The 19706-nt window shown below is 37.6% G+C and carries 19 protein-coding genes; 12 read left to right on the top strand and 7 right to left on the bottom strand.

The window, feature by feature from the left end; genetic code table 11:
* Positions 1-83: 83 nt before the first annotated feature.
* Genes MR041_RS06740 through xrtF form a run of 3 tightly spaced genes read right to left on the bottom strand, consistent with a single transcriptional unit; the run spans position 84 to position 1528 of the window.
* On the bottom strand, positions 84-497 hold the full coding sequence (locus MR041_RS06740) for an HYC_CC_PP family protein (protein ID WP_242092836.1): 414 nt from the start codon (positions 495-497) through the stop codon (positions 84-86).
* A 58-nt stretch (positions 498-555) separates the two neighbouring features.
* The gene (locus MR041_RS06735) at positions 556-984 is read right to left on the bottom strand and encodes an exosortase F system-associated membrane protein (RefSeq protein WP_242092835.1); all 429 of its coding nucleotides are present in this window, start codon (positions 982-984) and stop codon (positions 556-558) included.
* A complete protein-coding gene (xrtF, locus tag MR041_RS06730) occupies positions 977-1528 on the bottom strand; it encodes an exosortase family protein XrtF (RefSeq protein WP_242092834.1) in 552 nt (183 codons plus the stop codon). Before xrtF ends, MR041_RS06735 begins: the two co-directional genes overlap by 8 nt.
* A gap of 91 nt (positions 1529-1619) precedes the next feature.
* Here xrtF and MR041_RS06725 point away from each other — a divergent pair, with 91 nt between their 5' ends.
* From MR041_RS06725 to rodA, 7 genes are all read left to right on the top strand, one after another.
* On the top strand, positions 1620-2075 hold the full coding sequence (locus tag MR041_RS06725; RefSeq protein ID WP_242092833.1) for a GAF domain-containing protein: 456 nt from the start codon (positions 1620-1622) through the stop codon (positions 2073-2075).
* Positions 2076-2304: 229 nt separating this feature from the next.
* Entirely contained in the window at positions 2305-3837 is a 1533-nt protein-coding gene (purH, locus tag MR041_RS06720; protein WP_242092832.1) for a bifunctional phosphoribosylaminoimidazolecarboxamide formyltransferase/IMP cyclohydrolase, read from the top strand.
* Between the two features lie 235 nt (positions 3838-4072).
* A complete protein-coding gene (locus MR041_RS06715) occupies positions 4073-5101 on the top strand; it encodes a rod shape-determining protein (RefSeq protein ID WP_242092831.1) in 1029 nt (342 codons plus the stop codon).
* Between the two features lie 22 nt (positions 5102-5123).
* Positions 5124-5939 (top strand): rod shape-determining protein MreC, encoded by an 816-nt coding sequence (mreC, locus tag MR041_RS06710; RefSeq protein WP_242092830.1) that lies wholly within the window; start codon positions 5124-5126, stop codon positions 5937-5939.
* The gene (locus MR041_RS06705; RefSeq protein WP_242092829.1) at positions 5932-6438 is read left to right on the top strand and encodes a rod shape-determining protein MreD; all 507 of its coding nucleotides are present in this window, start codon (positions 5932-5934) and stop codon (positions 6436-6438) included. The genes mreC and MR041_RS06705 overlap by 8 nt, the downstream gene beginning before the upstream one ends.
* Entirely contained in the window at positions 6435-8372 is a 1938-nt protein-coding gene (locus MR041_RS06700) for a peptidoglycan D,D-transpeptidase FtsI family protein (protein WP_242092828.1), read from the top strand. Before MR041_RS06705 ends, MR041_RS06700 begins: the two co-directional genes overlap by 4 nt.
* Positions 8372-9649: a rod shape-determining protein RodA gene (gene rodA / locus MR041_RS06695; RefSeq protein ID WP_242092827.1), complete on the top strand. Its 1278-nt coding sequence runs from the start codon at positions 8372-8374 to the stop codon at positions 9647-9649. Before MR041_RS06700 ends, rodA begins: the two co-directional genes overlap by 1 nt.
* 37 nt (positions 9650-9686) lie before the next feature.
* On the opposite strand, the gene gldC is transcribed toward rodA, so the two are convergent.
* Entirely contained in the window at positions 9687-10028 is a 342-nt protein-coding gene (gene gldC, locus MR041_RS06690) for a gliding motility protein GldC (RefSeq protein ID WP_242092826.1), read from the bottom strand.
* Positions 10028-10990 (bottom strand): gliding motility lipoprotein GldB, encoded by a 963-nt coding sequence (gene gldB, locus MR041_RS06685; RefSeq protein ID WP_242092825.1) that lies wholly within the window; start codon positions 10988-10990, stop codon positions 10028-10030. Before gldB ends, gldC begins: the two co-directional genes overlap by 1 nt.
* A 95-nt stretch (positions 10991-11085) precedes the next feature.
* On the opposite strand from gldB, the gene nadE reads away from it, so the two are divergent.
* Entirely contained in the window at positions 11086-11883 is a 798-nt protein-coding gene (nadE, locus tag MR041_RS06680; RefSeq protein WP_242092824.1) for an NAD(+) synthase, read from the top strand.
* 97 nt (positions 11884-11980) lie between these two features.
* Positions 11981-12610 (top strand): response regulator, encoded by a 630-nt coding sequence (locus tag MR041_RS06675; RefSeq protein ID WP_242092823.1) that lies wholly within the window; start codon positions 11981-11983, stop codon positions 12608-12610.
* A 3-nt stretch (positions 12611-12613) separates the two neighbouring features.
* On the opposite strand, the gene dnaG is transcribed toward MR041_RS06675, so the two are convergent.
* Positions 12614-14572: a DNA primase gene (gene dnaG, locus MR041_RS06670; protein WP_242092995.1), complete on the bottom strand. Its 1959-nt coding sequence runs from the start codon at positions 14570-14572 to the stop codon at positions 12614-12616.
* A gap of 691 nt (positions 14573-15263) precedes the next feature.
* On the opposite strand from dnaG, the gene MR041_RS06665 reads away from it, so the two are divergent.
* The 3 genes from MR041_RS06665 to MR041_RS06655 are packed head-to-tail and all read left to right on the top strand — an operon-like array spanning position 15264 to position 18613.
* Positions 15264-16709, top strand: a complete 1446-nt coding sequence (locus MR041_RS06665; protein WP_242092822.1) for a circularly permuted type 2 ATP-grasp protein — start codon at positions 15264-15266, stop codon at positions 16707-16709.
* Positions 16710-16720: 11 nt separating this feature from the next.
* Entirely contained in the window at positions 16721-17647 is a 927-nt protein-coding gene (locus MR041_RS06660) for an alpha-E domain-containing protein (protein ID WP_242092821.1), read from the top strand.
* A gap of 9 nt (positions 17648-17656) precedes the next feature.
* Positions 17657-18613 carry a transglutaminase family protein gene (locus tag MR041_RS06655; protein WP_242092820.1) on the top strand — a complete coding sequence of 319 codons (957 nt, stop codon included), beginning with the start codon at positions 17657-17659 and terminating at the stop codon, positions 18611-18613.
* Between the two features lie 69 nt (positions 18614-18682).
* On the opposite strand, the gene MR041_RS06650 is transcribed toward MR041_RS06655, so the two are convergent.
* Entirely contained in the window at positions 18683-19660 is a 978-nt protein-coding gene (locus tag MR041_RS06650; protein WP_242092819.1) for a polyprenyl synthetase family protein, read from the bottom strand.
* Positions 19661-19706 lie beyond the last annotated feature (46 nt).

The raw sequence follows: 19706 nt of genomic DNA, 5'->3' as shown, positions 1-19706 counted from the left end.
TGCGTTTATAAATGCTTATAACACTGTTTCAGTAAGCATTTCTTATGTCTCACATGTTCATAAGAAATTTAGAAACAACACAATCAAATAATGAAAATCTGGTCCAGAACCTGTATGTCTTTAATTAAATTAGGAGGAGAATAATCTTTATGCGGAATAACTTGCCCGGGTAATGCTTCAAAAAGCCTAAGGTAGGCATACAAATAAGAATGAATAAAAAACTGCTTTGCTAAATTCAAGTCCTCAAAGGTTGTTGTCTTTAACTCATCCTGACCTTTTACAACCTCGACGATATCCTTACAGCATGGCATTTCTGCGATATTCGACCTTTCCATCTCAAAGGAAGCCATGGCACATTTTTCAACGTCGGTAAATATGGACATATCTATTAAAACATCACCACAAAAGTGCTTTTCAACAGTAAAGGATACTGTAGAAAACAATACCGCCAGGGCCATGAAAACTGAAAAAACTTTATGTAAAATCGTCTTTGTCACGACACAAAATTATAAAAATATCGTTGAAGTCACCTCTCCTTTATTAAATGATTAACATTTAGGATTTTAACTTATGGTAATATAATGCCGGCACCAACAGCAATAAAATAATCGGTTGAATAAGAAATCGACGTACGTTAAAAAACATATAATAATCTTCTTGTCTCGGGTTTATCACAAAATACAAATAGATGAAAACGAGTATGACAAACGCCATTATATAGACAAACGCCGAAAATTTCGTCATGTTCTTATCTCTAAAAAAAATATGAATAATCCCTAACGAGATACTACTATTTAGCCAATACCGCAAGCCGGTAAAGAGGGTTAACTTAAACACCTCACGTCTCGGGTTGTCTATATATAAATAGTCGTTTTGAAAAAACACCAAATAGGGATCATAGAATAGTTCATTCTCGAATACTCTAATCAAAATCAAAAACCCAATCAACACAATTAAAAGGGCATATTTAATGTAATCAGTCATTTCTCCTATTTAGCTTTACAAAATAGTTTACCCATATCATCCATAGAAAGAATACCATACCGTAAATAATAGCAGGGAAAATAACGGTATGTAATACTTCCTGTCGCCATGGATAATGATACAGTCCTATGGTTAAAACCGTTATTCTTAAAAGGTTAACCACATAAATCATGACACTGCCAGAAAGTATATACATGAGCGTTTCCTTTAATCGTCCTGAAAATGCCATTATAAACGAAATAAATAAAATAATAACACTCACGGCATTACACCCTTCCACAATACGAGCCACATACTTCGTGTTGATAATGACTTTTAAAGAAGGCTCATCGGGGTGCGGTACGACCTGCACATCATACCCAAAATCACTCAATAACAGCTCTGTTTGTCTTCCAACAAGATGCGTCATGTAATCCGGATAAAATTTTGCTCCATCAGAAAATTCCAGATAAAATTTATAGGTGAGTGATAGTATCACATACACCAAAAGAAAAGTAAGTATAAACCTGATTACATTTTTATATTTTCTAAAAAGATATTTCAATAATTTGAAATTTATTTGGGTATAAATTAAACACAAAAATAGGGATCCAAATTACAGCTTTTTAAATACTTTTACCAAAACTTAGGTCATCATGATATTCGAATCCTTAAAACCAAAAGTTGTAAACCTACTTTCACGCAGTGAGCTATCGATCGAAGAGCGTTTATTTGATCTGTGTCAACTTTTAGAAAATAAGATCGCCTACTACAATTGGGTTGGATTCTATTTCCGCAATGGGGAAAAGGAGGAGTTGATCTTAGGTCCTTATGTTGGCGCCCCTACGGAACATACGGTCATTCCATTCGGAAAGGGCATCTGTGGACAGGTAGCAGTGAGTAATCAGAACTTTGTAGTACCAGATGTTTCGGCTCAAGACAATTATATCGCTTGCAGCTTAACCGTTAAAGCCGAAATAGTCGTTCCCATTTTTGTCAATGGGGAAAATATAGGCCAGATAGACATTGATTCCAATACGCCCGATCCATTTTCAGAAGCAGACGAACGGTTTTTAGAGTTCGTCTGTGCAAAAGTAGCCGATATATTATAGTTTTAAGGCTTAGAGGTCTATTTTCCAGTGCAGATTTCAATGTGCTATTTTCATTAATCACACCTGTTAATAACTTGCCATTTTAGTTAAAAAAAAACACGGCTTTTTTAAACATCTCAGATCTATTTTGGCTTTAAATAGTTACTTTTGCATTTTATCAAAATTGACATTTACTTAAAATACACATTAACCTTTTCCCCTCTTTTGGAAACCTAAGAATTCATCAGGAATGAGCAACGAAAAAACCATAAAATCGGCATTACTATCTGTATTTAATAAAGAAGGCTTGGAGCCGATAGTGAAAGCTTTGGACAAACAAGGTGTAACCCTGTATTCTACAGGAGGTACTCAAAAATATATCAATGATTTAGGTGTTAATGTTATTCCTGTAGAACATATAACCTCTTACCCCTCCATACTCGGTGGTCGGGTAAAAACATTGCACCCTAAAGTCTTTGGAGGGATTTTAAATCGTCAGGACCACGATGGGGATATTGCTGAACTGGACGAATTTGACATTCCTCAAATTGATGCCGTGATCGTGGATCTCTATCCTTTCGAAAAAACGGTAGCTTCGGGTGCGAGTCATCAAGACATTATTGAGAAAATAGATATAGGTGGTATTTCATTAATTCGAGCGGCAGCAAAAAATTATGCCGATGTCATTTGCGTCTCTTCTGTCAATGATTACGAGGAATTTTTAGAATTAATAACGGAGAATAACGGTGCCATATCCGAAGAGGACCGCATGCGTTTTGCAGCGAAGGCATTTAACATATCGTCACATTACGACACAGCTATTTTCAACTATTTCAATAAAAACAACCACGAATTGGTTTTAAAGATAAGTGATACCAAGGGGCAGGTCTTACGCTATGGTGAAAACCCACATCAGAGTGGTGTCTTCTTTGGCGATTTTGATGCTATGTTCGATAAATTGCATGGAAAGGCATTAAGTTACAATAACTTGTTAGATGTTGATGCTGCCGTTAATTTAATGAATGAATTTAAAGCTGAGGCACCGACTTTCGCTATTCTAAAGCACAATAATGCCTGTGGTTTGGCACAACGAGATACCTTATTACAAGCCTATAAAGATGCCGTGGCCGGGGATCCTATTTCAGCATTTGGTGGCATCCTGATAAGTAATAAGGAGATAGACAAAGCAACGGCCGAAGAAATTCACAAACTGTTCTGTGAGGTAGTTATTGCTCCAGCCTTTTCAAATGCAGCCTTAGATATTCTAAAGGGTAAAAAAAATCGGATTCTATTGGTTTTAAAAGAAATTGATTTACCTGACAAAAACATCAGAACATGTTTAAATGGGGTACTGGTTCAAGACAAGGATGCGGTTACGGATCGTGTCGAACACCTTCAAAATGTAACCCATCTTAAGCCCACAACAGCTCAGATTGAGGATTTGTTGTTTGCCTCGAAAATATGCAAACACACGAAATCCAATACTATCGTCTTGGCCAAAAACAAGCAGTTATGCGCCAGCGGAACCGGACAAACCAGTCGGGTAGATGCATTGAATCAAGCCATACATAAAGCACAGGCTTTTAATTTCGATTTGGATGGTGCCGTAATGGCAAGTGATGCCTTTTTTCCCTTTCCCGACTGCGTGGAAATTGCCAATAATGCTGGAATCAAAGCCGTAATTCAACCGGGTGGGTCCATAAAAGATCAATTGAGCATTGATTATTGTAATGAGAATAATTTAGCGATGGTTATGACAGGAACCCGTCATTTTAAACACTAAATACAGATTTATTGTCGATTCTGCCAACCTGAAATAAAGGCAATCGTCAAGTCCTAACATCTTGGTGTATTCCTGTTAAAAGTCATTCCTGAGCCAACCAAAATCGGACGAAATGCGTATAAGTGGAATACACCTTAAATCGAGAGAATTTTAAGCAGGATAATTCCTAGTATATTATTAACTTTTATTACATTTACGAAATTCGTTTTTTAAACTTTTAAACTACAAAACACTTATGGGATTTTTTGACTTCCTAACCGAAGATATTGCAATAGATTTAGGTACTGCCAATACCCTTATCATCCATACCGATAAGGTAGTTGTTGATGCCCCTTCGATAGTAGCTCGTGATAGAATTTCCGGTAAAATTATTGCAGTCGGTCAGGAAGCCAGCTTAATGCAAGGTAAAACACACGAAAACATTAAAACCATCAGACCGTTAAAGGATGGTGTTATTGCAGATTTTGATGCGTCAGAGCAAATGATCAGTATGTTCATTAAAAACATACCGGCCTTGAAAAAGAAATTTTTTACCCCGGCCTTGCGTATGGTGATATGCATCCCCTCAGGAATTACGGAAGTTGAAATGCGTGCTGTTAAAGAGAGTGCTGAACGTGTTAACGGCAAGGAGGTCTATTTAATTCATGAACCTATGGCCGCCGCAATCGGTATTGGAGTTGATATTATGCAACCCAAGGGTAATATGGTCGTTGATATAGGAGGTGGAACCACTGAAATTGCCGTCATTGCATTAGGAGGTATTGTTTGTGATAAATCAGTGAAAATTGCTGGCGATGTATTTACAAATGACATTGTGTATTACATGCGCACACAACATAATTTATATGTCGGTGAACGCACAGCAGAAAAAATAAAAATACAGATTGGTGCTGCAACAGAGGATTTAGACTTACCACCGGAAGACATGAGCGTTCAGGGCCGTGATTTGCTTACCGGAAAACCAAAACAGGTATCTATATCCTATCGAGAAATTGCTAAAGCCCTCGATAAGTCCATTTTACGTATCGAAGATGCCGTTATGGAAACCTTATCACAAACCCCTCCTGAATTAGCTGCCGACATCTACAATACCGGTATTTATTTGGCCGGTGGCGGTTCGATGTTAAGGGGATTGGACAAGCGGTTATCACAAAAAACGGATTTGCCTGTATACATTGCTGAAGATCCTTTGCGAGCTGTTGTTCGGGGAACCGGTATTACACTTAAAAACTTACCTAAATACAAAAGTGTATTGATTAAGTAAAGCATAAATAGGTTTAAAACCCATGCAACAGATTATAAATTTTATTATAAGAAACAAAACCTTTTTGTTATTCTTGCTGCTTTTCTCTGTTGCCCTTTTATTTACCATACAATCTCACTCTTATCATAAAAGTAAGTTTATCAATTCTGCCAACTTTTTTACTGGTGGTATCTACAACTCCATAAACAATATCAGTTCTTATTTAAATTTGAATTCACAGAACAGGATGCTCGCCGAAGAAAACAATCGGCTGAAATCAATAATGTATAATACGCCGGAGAGGGACTCCAGTTTCCTGGATAGCCTAAAATTCAATAGTTTATATCGTTTTACCCATGCCCGTGTCATAAAAAACTCATACAGTTTAAACAATAATGTTCTGCTTGTAAATAAAGGGGAAAACGACAGTATTCGTGAAGATTTTGGAGTTATAAGCAGTCTTGGGATTGTTGGAATCATAAACAAAACCAGCAACAACTATGCTACCGTGATTTCTATTTTAAACACTACAAGTCAAATAAGTGCGAAACTCAAAAATACGAATCATTTTGGCACCTTAATTTGGAATTCTAATTCTCCTGAGATCATGCAGCTAATTGACATTCCAAAAGCAGCTGAATCTTATCTGACCATTGGTGATACCATCATTACTTCAGGAAGGTCTTCCATATTTCCCAAAGGCGTTTTGGTAGGTGCTATTCAGGATTTTAGATTAGATGATGCAGAGAATTATTTTACCCTAAGCGTAAAACTGTTCAATGATATGACTAATTTAGAACATGTATATATCATAGAAAATATGGACAAACCCGAAATAACCGATTTGTTAAATGAATAATGTTATTTCTATACATGCTGTGCGTTTTGTTATTCTTATTTTGACGCAGGTCCTTATTTTTAATCAGATAAATTTTTTGGGGTACATCAACCCCTATCCATACATCCTGTTCATTCTTTTATATCCGGTGAAAAATAATAGAATGCTCTTTATTTTTCTCAGTTTTTTATTGGGTTTAACCATAGATCTATTTATGGATTCCGGTGGGATTCATGCCGCAGGATCTGTTTTGGTCGCTTATACCAGGCCCTTATTTTTAAAGTCTTCTTTTGGTACGGTCTATGAATATCAATCCATTAAATTCAACACGGTTGAATTTGGCTCAAAATTAAACTATATCGCCATTTTAACTGCTGTGCATCATTTAGTCCTATTTTCACTTGAAATTTTTAGTGTTTCAAAAATAATTTTAATCCTTCAGAAGGCGTTATTCTCTAGTATATTTACTATATTATTATGTGTATTATTAACAATAATATTTAGTAGGAATAAAACATGAGAAAATTTTTGCTTTTCTTATCGGTCATTTTTATTGGATTTATTTTCATTGGCAGACTCTTTTATTTGCAGGTATACACTTCAACCGAGCATAATTTGTTTGAGGATAATGCGATTAGAAAGGTATATGATTATCCAAAACGGGGATTTGTATATGATCGCAATGGTCAGCTCTTGGTGGCCAATCAGCCTTCATATGATGTCATGGTCATTCCAAGGGAAGTAAAGCCTTTAGACACCTTAGAATTTTGCAGTTTATTAAAAATTGATAAGGCGACCTTTATAAAGACCTTCGAAAAAGCCTATCATTATTCACCACGCCTACCTTCTGTTTTTGTAGCCCAATTATCTAAAGAAGATTACGCCGTGCTACAGGAAAAAATGAGAAAATATCAGGGGTTTTATATACAAAAACGTTCCTTAAGACATTACCAGACAACCATAGGAGCGAATGTTTTAGGAGATATTGGTGAAGTGGGCTACAGAGATATCAAGGACGATCCCTATTACATTATGGGAGACTTAAAAGGGAAACAAGGTGTTGAGGCCTCCTATGAAAACACCTTACGTGGTGTAAAAGGGATTAAATTTATTCAGAAAGACCGATTTAACAGAGATATTGGTCCTTATAAAGAGGGTAAGTTTGACACGGTTCCTCAGCAAGGTAAGGACATTACCATAACTATTGATGCCAAATTGCAGGCTTATGGTGAGCTCCTTATGCAAAACAAACGCGGCGGTGTTATTGCCATTGAACCATCATCCGGCGAGATTCTGGCCATGATAGCGGCGCCTTCCTACAACCCGAATATATTGGTGGGTCGAAATCGATCTGCTAATTTTACCAAACTTTTTAGAGACACCATTGGGAAACCTTTATTTAACAGAAGTCTTCAAGGTGTTTATGAACCTGGATCTCCCTTTAAACTGATGAATGCGCTGATAGCCCTTCAGGAAGGGGTTTTGACACCCAAAGAAACGGTGACCTGCTACCGCGGTTATCGCTATGGCAATCGCTTCATGAAATGCCATTGCAACGTCGGAACGGTCAATAATATGATAACCGGCATCCAGCGTTCATGTAATGCCTATTTTGCAACGGCCTATCGTAAAATCCTTGACAAAAATGGAAATGCATCCGATGGGATCAACAATTGGAGTACGCATGCCAAAAGTTTTGGATTGGGAGAATTTTTAAACAACGACTTGTATGTGGGTCAAAAAGGCAGGATTCCGGACCGAGACTATTATAAACATGTTTATCCGAAAACATTTTACTCTACCTATACCATCTCGAATGCCATAGGCCAGGGAGAGGTAGCCACAACACCGATACAGTTGGCCAATATGATTGCCGCAATAGCGAACAGAGGATTTTACTATACCCCTCATATCATAAAAAATATTGAAGGAGAAACATTGCCAGAACAATTTACGGCACCAAAATACACCACCATAGATCGTGAAAATTTCGAACCCGTAATAGAGGGCATGTTTCAGGTTTACAAAAAAGGTACAGCTTCAATGTTGCAGGTAAAAGATATCGACATTTGTGGGAAAACAGGTACCGTTGAGAATTTTGCTATCATAGACGGTAAAAAAACACAATTGACGGACCATTCCATATTTGTTGCATTTGCACCAAAAGATAATCCAAAAATTGCACTGGCGGTCTTTGTGGAAAACGGTTATTGGGGAAGCAGATTTGCCGGTAAAATTGCGAGTTTAATGATAGAAAAACATATTAAAGGATTTATAACCAGAACGGATTTGGAAGATTGGCTTCTGAGATATGGATTGGAAGAAGAATATGCGAAACCCTATTCTGGCAAACCGTTTAACATTAATGATAAAACGATTGTTCATCCGGTTGATGAATCAGAATACCAACATCTGAAACAACGATTAAAGGAACTTGAAAACCCGGGTGTTTAATGGTTAGAGAAACAAACAGATACTTCAAATTTGATTGGATAACCATTATTCTATTTTTATTGCTCGTTGGATTTGGTTGGTTAAACATCCTTTCTGCTTCACATGTGGGTGAATCTTTGGATTACTTTAATTTTTCTCAACCCTATGGCAAACAACTTGTATTTATTCTTTTTACACTGGGCTTAATTGTTCTGGTACTATCTATTGAAGCAAAATTTTATGAACGTTTTTCCAGTATCATCTATATCCTCTCGATGCTGTCCCTTATGGGGCTATTTCTATTTGGAAAGAACGTTAATGGCGCCACTTCCTGGTATGCCTTCGGAGGCATGACATTACAGCCCAGTGAATTTGCAAAAGCAGCGACTGCCCTGGCCGTTGCTAAATATATAAGCGACCTTAATACGGATATCAAAAGATTAAAAGATCAGATACGAACATTTATTATTATTATCGTTCCAGCGGTGTTGGTTCTATTGCAAAACGATACGGGAAGCACCGTTGTTTATGCAGCGTTTTTCTTTGTGCTCTATCGTGAAGGGCTGCCTAAAATCTATTTGATTTCAGGTGTTTTGATACTAGTGTTATCGGTAATGTCATTGAAGTTTGGTGTTTTAATAACAGCCCTACTCGCGGCAGTGGTTTTGACTGTTCTTACGCTTTTATCGAATAAGAAACTTTCTATCTTGAAATCTATTCTGTTGTTACTGCTTTGTGTTGGGTTGTCATTTGCGATAAAATATGTATATCAAGATATATTAAAGCCCCATCAACAAGATCGAATAAGCCTGTGGTTGCGCCTGGAACAAGATCCTGAAAAACTGGAGCAAATGAAAAAAACATTTGCTTATAACCTCAACGAATCTGAAAAGGCGATACGTTCCGGTGGTGTGACCGGAAAGGGTTTTTTGGAGGGCACCCGAACCACAGGAAAATTTGTGCCGGAACAGCACACGGATTACATTTTTAGTACTGTAGGTGAAGAATGGGGATTTTTAGGCAGCACCTTAGTCGTAATCATTTTTGTATTACTTATTTTACGGATCCTTCATTTAGCCGAATTACAGAAGTCTCAGTTCAGTCGTGTTTATGGATATAGTGTGGCAGCTATTATATTCATGCACTTTTTAATTAACATCGGAATGGTAATGGGATTAATTCCAACAATTGGTATACCCCTGCCCCTTTTTAGTTATGGAGGCTCAGGCTTGTGGGCCTTCACCATTTTAATTTTTATTTTTATTAAACTGGACTCGAACAGAATTAACGAATGGTAAATCGTCTATTGACTCCTGTTCTGCTTCCTCTGGAATCTCATTCCGGTTTTTTCAACTCCAGCTTTTCGGCAAAGTAATCGCAAAAGTCCCTCATGGTGGCGGTCATTTTTTCATCCTGGGTAGCGCGGTTAAAGGTATCACTCATGGCTCGTAATGTTTGATGAAAGAATAGTTTCATCTCATCCACCGGCATGTCCTTTGTCCATAAATCGATACGCAAAGTTTCTTTGGACTCACCATCCCATACCGATAACATCATGGCTTTGGCCTCTTCATTCGCAATACCGCCATCCTGTGCAGACCAATGTAACTTTTCAGGCACACGATTCTCATCTAACTCAACATGTAGCTCAATTTTCGATTTTGTATGTCTTGTCATTATTTCCTGGGTTTGAATTTCGAATTATTAAAAATAGCCTCACTGCTGTTAACCAGCAGTTCCTTTAGTGTAACATCGTTGTTTTCCATATAGGCCCTTACAATTTGCCAACCCATATATTGTCCCAGTCGTCCCGGGGATTCGCTATCAATTTCTTCCAAATAAAACTTAGTAAAAGGTGCCGGGTTAATAAAACGATTTGGCAGTTTGGAATCGGTACTGTACAACAATTCACGTTCTACAAAATAACGCCAGATATAACCTTCATTGGTCTGAGCCCATTGCAGCTCCTCATCGGTATATCCGATGCGTTCCGATTCGCTTTTGAATGGAATCATCAGATCATTAAAATAAAGTACCTTTCCATAATAAATCATTTCATCCAATAGCGTTTTTCGCGGTGATTGATAGATGTATTTTTCGGCGTATGCCCCTGATAGATCGACCACAATTTGCTCTTTCCTTAAATTTGAAGCAATATATTTTTGAATACCGGCATAGAATTTATGCTGTGATCCCAAATAGGTATCAATGGAAAGCAAAACAATAGTATCGGTAAGGATGACTTTGTTCCTGTAATCAACCATCGAAGTCGTCGTAATCACACGCGGCAGTTTAAATTCCGGAAAGTAATACTTTAAATGATTAAAAAGGGATTCGATCTCCAGCTCGACATCCTCAAAATCAGGAAATGCCTTTTCAACTTCTAAGAACAGTTCCCGCTGTAAGCTGTCCTTTTTCTGCGCAATCCAAAACGAGTCTGAATACTTTTTGGCAAACATAAATGGGTAGTCCTGCTTCAACTTCGACAACGCTTCTATTTCTACATTGGCAAACAACCTGTCAAACCGCTCTACCGTTATATCGGTATTTATTTTGTCAATGTTTTGCTCTAACCTGTTTTCCTTATTACAGGAAAGAAAGACAACGAGTAAAATAAAAAGGGAACCTATTTTTTTCATACAACAACTTAAACGGTATAATCTTTTATAAATTGAGGTGTTTCTTTTATTTTTGTTTGCAAATGTACTATTCTTATAATTAAAATTAGCCCAATATGCAAACAGAAAAAGTAATAAACCATATTGTAGACTGGTTAAAAAACTATGCCACCGAAGCAGGAATTCAGGGTTTTGTGGTTGGCGTTTCTGGAGGCATCGATTCTGCTGTAACTTCTACACTTTGTGCTAAAACTGGATTAAAGGTTTTGTGTTTGGAGATGCCCATTCATCAATCGGAAGCTCAGGTTAACAGAGCCTTAAGACATATTGATTGGTTACAATCTAATTTTAAACATGTCAGTATCACCCAAATTAATCTAACCCCGGTATTCGATAGCCTCATCGAGGCTTTGCCTAAAGTCGATAATGAAGAAGACAGGTTCATGTCCTTGGCCAATACGAGGGCTCGACTTAGAATGACCACCTTATATTATTTTGCAGCACTGGATAATTTACTCGTTGCCGGAACAGGAAACAAAGTTGAGGATTTTGGTGTTGGATTTTTTACTAAATACGGTGACGGTGGTGTGGACGTGAGTCCCATTGCCGACTTATTGAAAACACAAGTATATGAATTAGCCCATTTTCTCGGCATTAACCAAGATATTATTGATGCACCGCCCACCGATGGCTTGTGGGGCGACGACCGAACGGATGAAGAACAAATTGGCGCCTCTTACCCGGAACTGGAATGGGCCATGAAAATGGATGCCGAAAATAAGACCCTTGAAGATTTTGACGGACGTGAAAAAGAAGTGTTTAAAATCTACAAAGAATACAACGGTGCCAACAAACATAAAATGGTTCCAATCCCTGTTTGCAATATCCCTGAGCAGTTGCTTAACGCGTTGTAATTTGCTAAAAAAGTATTATCTTTACATGATAGCTTAAGTCTCTCAATCACGCAAAATTATTCGCTCAAATAATTCTGTTCTAAAAAGCTAAACCACTATGATAAAATTATTAATAGCAGACAATCACCCTATTATCAGAAAGGGGTTAGAGCTCCTCTTGTCATCATCTTCCAATATTGATATTGTCGGAAGTGTTGATGATGGTGAGGCCATACTTGAATTTGTAAAACATAATCCTGTCGACATTATTATTACGGAAGTCAATTTCCCGAAATTAAACGGACTAACGGTATTACGGTATCTTAAAAATGACTATCCGGATATCAAGACCATTATCTTCAGTGGTGAACCGGAGGAAGTGTATGCCATTAACGCCATCAAGGCAGGCGCCTGTGGTTATATCTCAAAAACTGTAAATATCATTACCATAAGTGAAGCCATTACTAAAGTTTATGACGGTGGAATCCACTTGAGCAATGAACTAACCCAGCAGCTGGCCTTTGGAGCTCGTAATAACAGATCAGGCAGGTTTTATAAAAAATTATCGACTCGCGAGGCTGAAGTCCTGAAATTGCTAACCATTGGCAAAAAGAATAAGGAAATTTCACAGGAGTTAGATATTAACGAGAAAACCGTTAGCACATACAAAGCGCGATTAATGCGAAAACTTAAGGTTAATAATTTGGTTGATTTGGTAAATCAGGCTAAAATTTCAGATCAAATTTAAGCGCTAAAGCACGCGATTAAGCTTCCTGGACAATAACATTTTCAGACTTGAATAATCCTTTACTTCTTCAAGTATATCTTTATTCGATTGCGATTTATTCTGTACCGTCTCCTTTTGAAATTCTTTGACCTTTTGGTCAATTAAAAAACATCTCAAACTCAATATGGTTTCACTAACCAATTGTGCAACCGTATGATGTTTCTCTTTTGGATAAATATTCATGCGTTGCCAATTGTCCAGATTATACCGCTCGTCATCCATTAAAATTGTTGTGATTTCACTCGCCAATTCCTTATCAACTGAATTAACAAATGTTTTCAAATCGAGTTCCGGGTTCTGATTGAGTGCATCTATTATCGTATAATACAAACTTTTAAACTTTTCATCGGTAAATTCCATTTCATCATCCTGAAGATCCAGAAACACCTTTTCAAATACTTTTATCTTATGAATAATGGGCTCCAGGATCAATTCACTATTTTCATTCTCCTTAAGGATTAGATCTTCAAAATCTTCCGTCTTATTTCCATAGAGAAGCAGGATTTCAATGATTTTCCTTTCCAATTCATATTGTAAATTAACTTTCTTGACAGATTGTTCCTGTCTTATAACCTGAAAGGCCTTTTGAGTTTCTTTATATTTCTTATTCGCCTCCTGAAATTCCTTTCGATTAATTTGAGCCAAAGTGCTAAACAAAACGGCTTCGCTAATATCCATTATCCTGGCACATTCCTGGATATAGATTTCTTTTTTAATACGATCCGGTATTTTTGAGATACTGTTCACAATATCCCTAATGACATTGGCCTTTTTAATGGGGTCGTTCTTTGAATCTTCATATAGGACCGAAGCTTTAAACTGAATGAAATCACGGGCATTTTCCTCTAAAAAACCTGAGAGTTCCTCCAGTGAATTTTGCCTGGCAAAACTATCCGGGTCTTCACCCTCCGGAAAGGAGCACACCTTAACATTCATACCTTGCTCCAAAATAAGGTCAATGCCGCGAAGGGAGGCGCGCATACCCGCCGCATCGCCATCGAATAAAACCGTTATGTTTTTTGTGAGCCTGTTAATTAACCTGATCTGTTCCGGAGTTAATGCCGTACCGGAGGAGGACACGACATTCTTTATGCCCTTTTGATACAGCTGAATGACATCGGTATAACCTTCCACAAGAAAACAATTATCCTCCCGGGCAATGCTCTGTTTCGCATGATAAATGCCATAGAGGACTTTACTTTTATGGTAAATATCGCTTTCCGGCGAATTGACATACTTGGCAGCCTTCTTATCATTTATAAGAATACGTCCGCCAAAACCCAACACACGACCGCTCATACTCTTAATAGGAAATATCACGCGTCCTTTAAACCTGTCATAGCGCTTGTCATCCTTGACTATGGTCAATCCCGTCTTTTCCAGGAAATCAATATTATAGCCATTTTTCAAAGCGTCATCCGTAAAGGCCTGCCATTCGTTTAAGGCATATCCCAGATTAAATTCTTTTATGGTCTCTTCCGTAAATCCGCGTTCCCTGAAGTAACTTTTACCTATCGACTTTCCCTGATCGGTGTTCTGAAGTATCTTTTGAAAATAGGTATTGGCATATTCAGTTACCAAATAGAGACTTTCACGCTCATTGGCTGCTTCCTTCTGCGCATCGGTCCGCTCGGTCTCCTCTATTTCTATATTATATTTTTTTGCCAGATATTTAATTGCTTCAGGATAGGTAAAATGTTCATGTTCCATCAAAAAGGCAACGACATTTCCCCCTTTCCCACTCGAAAAGTCTTTCCAAATCTGTTTGACGGGAGACACCATAAAACTTGGTGTCCTTTCATCACTAAAAGGGCTTAAGGCTTTATAATTACTACCTGATTTCTTTAATTGAACAAAATCGCCTATCACCTCCTCAACACGAGCGGTTTCGAAAACTTGGTCTATGGTAGTTTGTGAAATCAAATTACTTGTTCTTAGGGCATGTCTTATCTCCAAAGAGACAAATGCCGAAGCCCATAAATTTAATATTTTTTTAGTGCATTCCTGATTTAAAACCTGTTTCATTCACACGGAATGGGGTTGCTATAATATCAGGCAGGAATAACCGTGTAAAGTTAAGACAATCTATTGGTATTAAAAATCATCTCCAACACCAATATACATGACAATAATCATATTTTTCTAAACGGCCTTCAAGTATCTTTACCAACACTTATAATGTATAACCGTTATTTGATTAAGGACAAAAACAAACCATTACTTGACTAACTCATAAGTTCTGATCAATAGCATTAAGCAGGTTCCGGAATTCACTTCGGGACCTGCTTTTTTATTTCAAAAATTTATCCAATATAAGCTTAGTATGGTTTCACCTGCGAACGCGTCATTGCCATACAAAGGTGTTCACACGTGTAAAACTCAAAACATGGGTTTGACCTATTCCTGAGAAACAAACTGATGGACATTTTATATTCCACACCCTCACTTTTAAAAGACCAACACATTGAACAAAATATAATTAAAGGGTTTGATTTCATTTAATTATAAAATTAAATGCAACAAAAATTAAGATACCTTGATTTATCTGTTTAGAAATAAGAATATTATTGAATTTTTAATAAAAAATGTTATATTTAAAAAAAGGGATAACATTATGACCAATGACGCATTATTTTCTTCCTATAGTTTACTTCCTGATACCTGGGATGAAATGTATTCCAGTGAGACTTCAATTAGGCAGCAATACGATTTAATTAACTCATTCTTAAAGAATACATCTCCGGAAGCACTCTATAAAAAAGAGGAACTCTCTAAGCAACTGTTTATGAGTCAGGGCGTAACGTTTACGGTCTATAATGACAGCCAGGGCATTGAAAAGATATTTCCCTTTGATGTTATTCCAAGAATAATAACATCAAAAGAATGGGATAAAATAGACCGTGGTATTAAACAACGTTTAAAAGCACTTAATTTATTTATCAAGGACATATATCACGATCAGTTTATACTGAAAGATGGTATCATATCTTCTGATCTTATTTATTCCTGTCCAAATTACCTCAGGGAAATGGTGGGCGTGAATGTGCCCTATGATGTCTATGTCCACATTGCCGGAGTAGACCTGATCAGAAATAGTGACGGTGAATTTTATGTTCTGGAGGATAATTTAAGAACCCCTTCCGGGGTAAGCTATATGCTGGAAAACAGAGAAATTTCCAAACGTATTTTCCCGGGTGTTCTCCCCAAGAATGGCATCAGAGCAGTATCGAATTACCCGAATGTCCTGTATAAAAAATTAAGTGAACTCTCCGATCAAAATAATCCCAATGTGGTGCTGTTGACTCCGGGCATATATAATTCTGCCTATTACGAGCATTCGACTTTAGCCCGATTGATGGGTATTGAATTGGTTGAAGGTAGTGATTTGGTTATTAAGGATCATTTCGTATATATGAAAACGACAAATGGGCTAAAACGAGTTGATGTGATCTACAGACGTGTTGATGATGCCTTTTTAGATCCTTTGGAGTTCAATGCTGCAAGTACACTTGGTGTAGCAGGCATAATGGCCGCGTACAGAAAAGGCAACGTCAATATAGTGAATGCTCCGGGTACGGGCGTAGCAGACGACAAAGCCACCTATGTGCATGTGCCTGATATGATAAAGTATTACTTAAATGAGGAACCCATTTTAAAGAACATTGAGACCTATCAGATGGCGAAGCCCGAAGACCATGACTACGTGGTTAAAAACATAACCAAAATGGTTTTAAAGAAGACCGATGGGAGTGGTGGCTATGGCATGCTGATGGGACATGAGGCCTCTGAAAAGGAGATCGAGGATTACCTGGTAACCGTGCGTGAAAACCCTTCAAATTTTATCGCTCAACCCATTCTGAAGCTGTCAACCGCACCATGCTGTATTGATGGCATGCTCTCCCCGCGCTGTGTCGATTTAAGGCCATTTGCACTATCAGGGCGAGATGGTATCGACATCACCCCGGGTGGTTTAACGCGGGTAGCACTCAAAAAAGGATCACTGGTGGTTAACAGCTCACAGGGCGGAGGAAGTAAAGACACATGGGTCATTCAACAATAAATTATTAGAACATGTTAAGTAGAGTCGCAAACAATCTTATTTGGTTAGATCGCTATATGGAACGCGGTAACAGTATTGTAAGTTTGCTCAAGGTAAATTTTTATGCGAATCAGGATTCACCGGAATTGTTTCCCTGGGCACCTATCATTAATAACTATACCGATTTTGACAATACCTTCACCACAGAAGATCCCATCGCATGTATCGATTATATGGTTTTTAGTCCTGATCATAGCAATTCCATTTTAAACATTGTAACAAAAGCACGTGAAAATGCGCGAAGTGTCCAAGAGCATATCTCTCGAGAACTTTGGCTGTGTATCAATAATTATTATTTGTTTTTAACTAAAGATAATTTTCATAAAAACATTATTGAAGAGGATCCGGTAGCATTTTTAGAAAAATTAAAAAGCTTCCATTTAATTTATCTGGGAACCATGGATACCACCCAGGAACGCGGGGCATCCTATAATTTTATGAATGTCGGTAAATTTCTGGAACGGGTCATTCAGATTTCAGATTTTACCGCCTTAAAATTGGTTAAAATTGCGACAACTTCAGATGGTTTGGAACAAACCTATTATTGGAAAAACCTATTGTTATCCATTGGCGGTTACCAACTTTACCTTAAAAAACACAAATCCAGTTTTAATGAAAATCACGTGATCACCATGGTGTTTCAGGATAAATTATTTCCACGCTCCGTATTATATTGTATAGATAAACTGAACAGACATATTCAAATGCTTATCGATATTCATGAGTTGGAAAAAAATAATTTGGATTTTTTGATAGGAAAGCTTGAAAGCACAATAAAATATACTACTATTGAAAGTATTTACGAGCAAGGACTTGAAAATTTCATTAAGGACATTAAAGAGGATATTAGAAGTATTTCGTTAAGCATTAATACGGTATACTTTTCCCATATTAGCTAATCACAGAACATGCCACGGTTTTATATTAAACATTTAACAAAATACACTTATACTGATTTTGTTATCGACGGAGCCAACCAGATTATGTTGTATCCCATTGAAAATGAATTTCAAAACGTATCATCACATAACATTACCATTAGTAGCAATCCTAAAATCGAAACCTATCAGGATGCTTTTGGGAACACCGTTGGCACATTTATGGTCATCGAGCCTCACAACTTTCTTTCTATTGCCTCGGAGGTCGAGATAGAAACTACCGAGAGGGGGTATCCTGAAGATGCCGTATCAGTAAAGGAGCAATGGGACGAATTAAAATCGATCGCATCCCACACGGAATTCTTCGATTTTCTAAGATTTAAAACCTTTGATGGTACGCCCGAGATATTGGATATGATCCGATCCAAAAACGGCAATGAGTTAACCCCCTTTCAGATGGTACTGGAATTTAGTTCTTATATAAACACAAATTTCAAGTACATCCAGGGTATCACTGCAGTAGATTCCAAATTGGATCTGGTATGGAAATTAAAAGCAGGCGTTTGCCAGGATTTCACTAATATTTTGCTTCAAATGGTGAGAATGCTTGGTATACCTGCACGTTATGTTAGTGGTTATATTTGTCCGAGTGACGAAAACACAAGAGGTGAAGGTGCCACTCATGCCTGGATTGAAGTATATATTCCATTTTATGGTTGGTTGGGCATCGATCCAACCAATAATACCATTGCCAATCAATACCACGTAAAATTGGCTTCAGGTCGGGATTATCACGATTGTGCTCCGGTAAAAGGGGTCTACAAAGGAAATGCCAAAGACGACCTTTATGTTAAAGTTAAAGTCGGCTCCGTTAAAAGTACAACCGAAGACCTGGTATTCCCTCTAAATAAAAAGGATAAAACGATCAACAGCTATCGTAAAAATCAGGAAATTATTCAGCAAGTGCAGCAGCAGCAGCAGCAATAGATCAAATAAGCAGCGTTTTTTGCACACACAAGGTATGGGTATTGCTTTCCAAAGGCAACCCTACTACACCTATTTCTTGCGCTCTATAACATAATTAACCATAAGTTTTAGGGCATTTTTATATGCGGTTTCCGGATAGGTTTCAAGCAACTGCAGTGCTTCATTCTGAAATAACTTCATCTTTGCAATGGCATAATCCAAACCCCCATTCCGCTTAACGAACGCAATAACTTCCTTGACGCGTTTTGAATTTCTGTTGTGGTTTTTTATGGAGTTTATTAACCATTCTTTGTCTTTAGGTGAACAGGTATTCAAGACATAAATAAGAGGCAAGGTCATTTTTTGTTCTTTTATATCAATTCCTGTGGGTTTACCAATCTGGGTTTCACCATAATCGAACAAATCATCCTTGATTTGAAATGCCATACCTATGAGCTCTCCGAACTTCCGCATCTGTTCGACATCCTGAGAATCCGGTTTTACAGATGCGGCACCCAAACTGCAACAGGCAGCAATGAGGGTAGCCGTTTTTTTACGTATAATATCATAGTATATCGCTTCGGTAATATCCAGTTTTCGCGCTTTTTCAATTTGAAGCAATTCCCCTTCACTCATTTCCCTAACCGCTACCGATATGATCTTTAGGAGGTCGAAATCGTTATTATCAATAGACAATAATAAGCCTTTCGAAAGCAGAAAGTCTCCTATTAAAACGGCTATTTTATTTTTCCACAGGGCATTGACCGAAAAAAAACCGCGACGCCGGTTACTGTCGTCTACCACATCGTCGTGCACAAGGGTAGCTGTATGGATCAATTCAATTACGGATGCGCCTCGATAGGTTCGTTCCAACACCTCACCATTGGACACCATTTTGGCAACCAAAAACACAAACATGGGTCGCATTTGCTTGCCCTTTCGATTCACAATATAATGTGTGATTCTATTCAACAGGGCCACCCGACTGGACATGGATAAGCGGAACTTTTGTTCAAAAAGATCCATTTCAAACGCAATGGGCTGTTTTATTTGCTCTACTATTTTCAATACATTAACTATGAGTTGTCAAAGATAAGTTTTAGCACCTTAAAAT

The sequence above is a fragment of the Aestuariivivens sediminicola genome, assembly GCF_022662015.1.
Classification (GTDB): domain Bacteria; phylum Bacteroidota; class Bacteroidia; order Flavobacteriales; family Flavobacteriaceae; genus Aestuariivivens; species Aestuariivivens sediminicola.
This window is presented reverse-complemented; position numbering and strand designations above follow the sequence as displayed.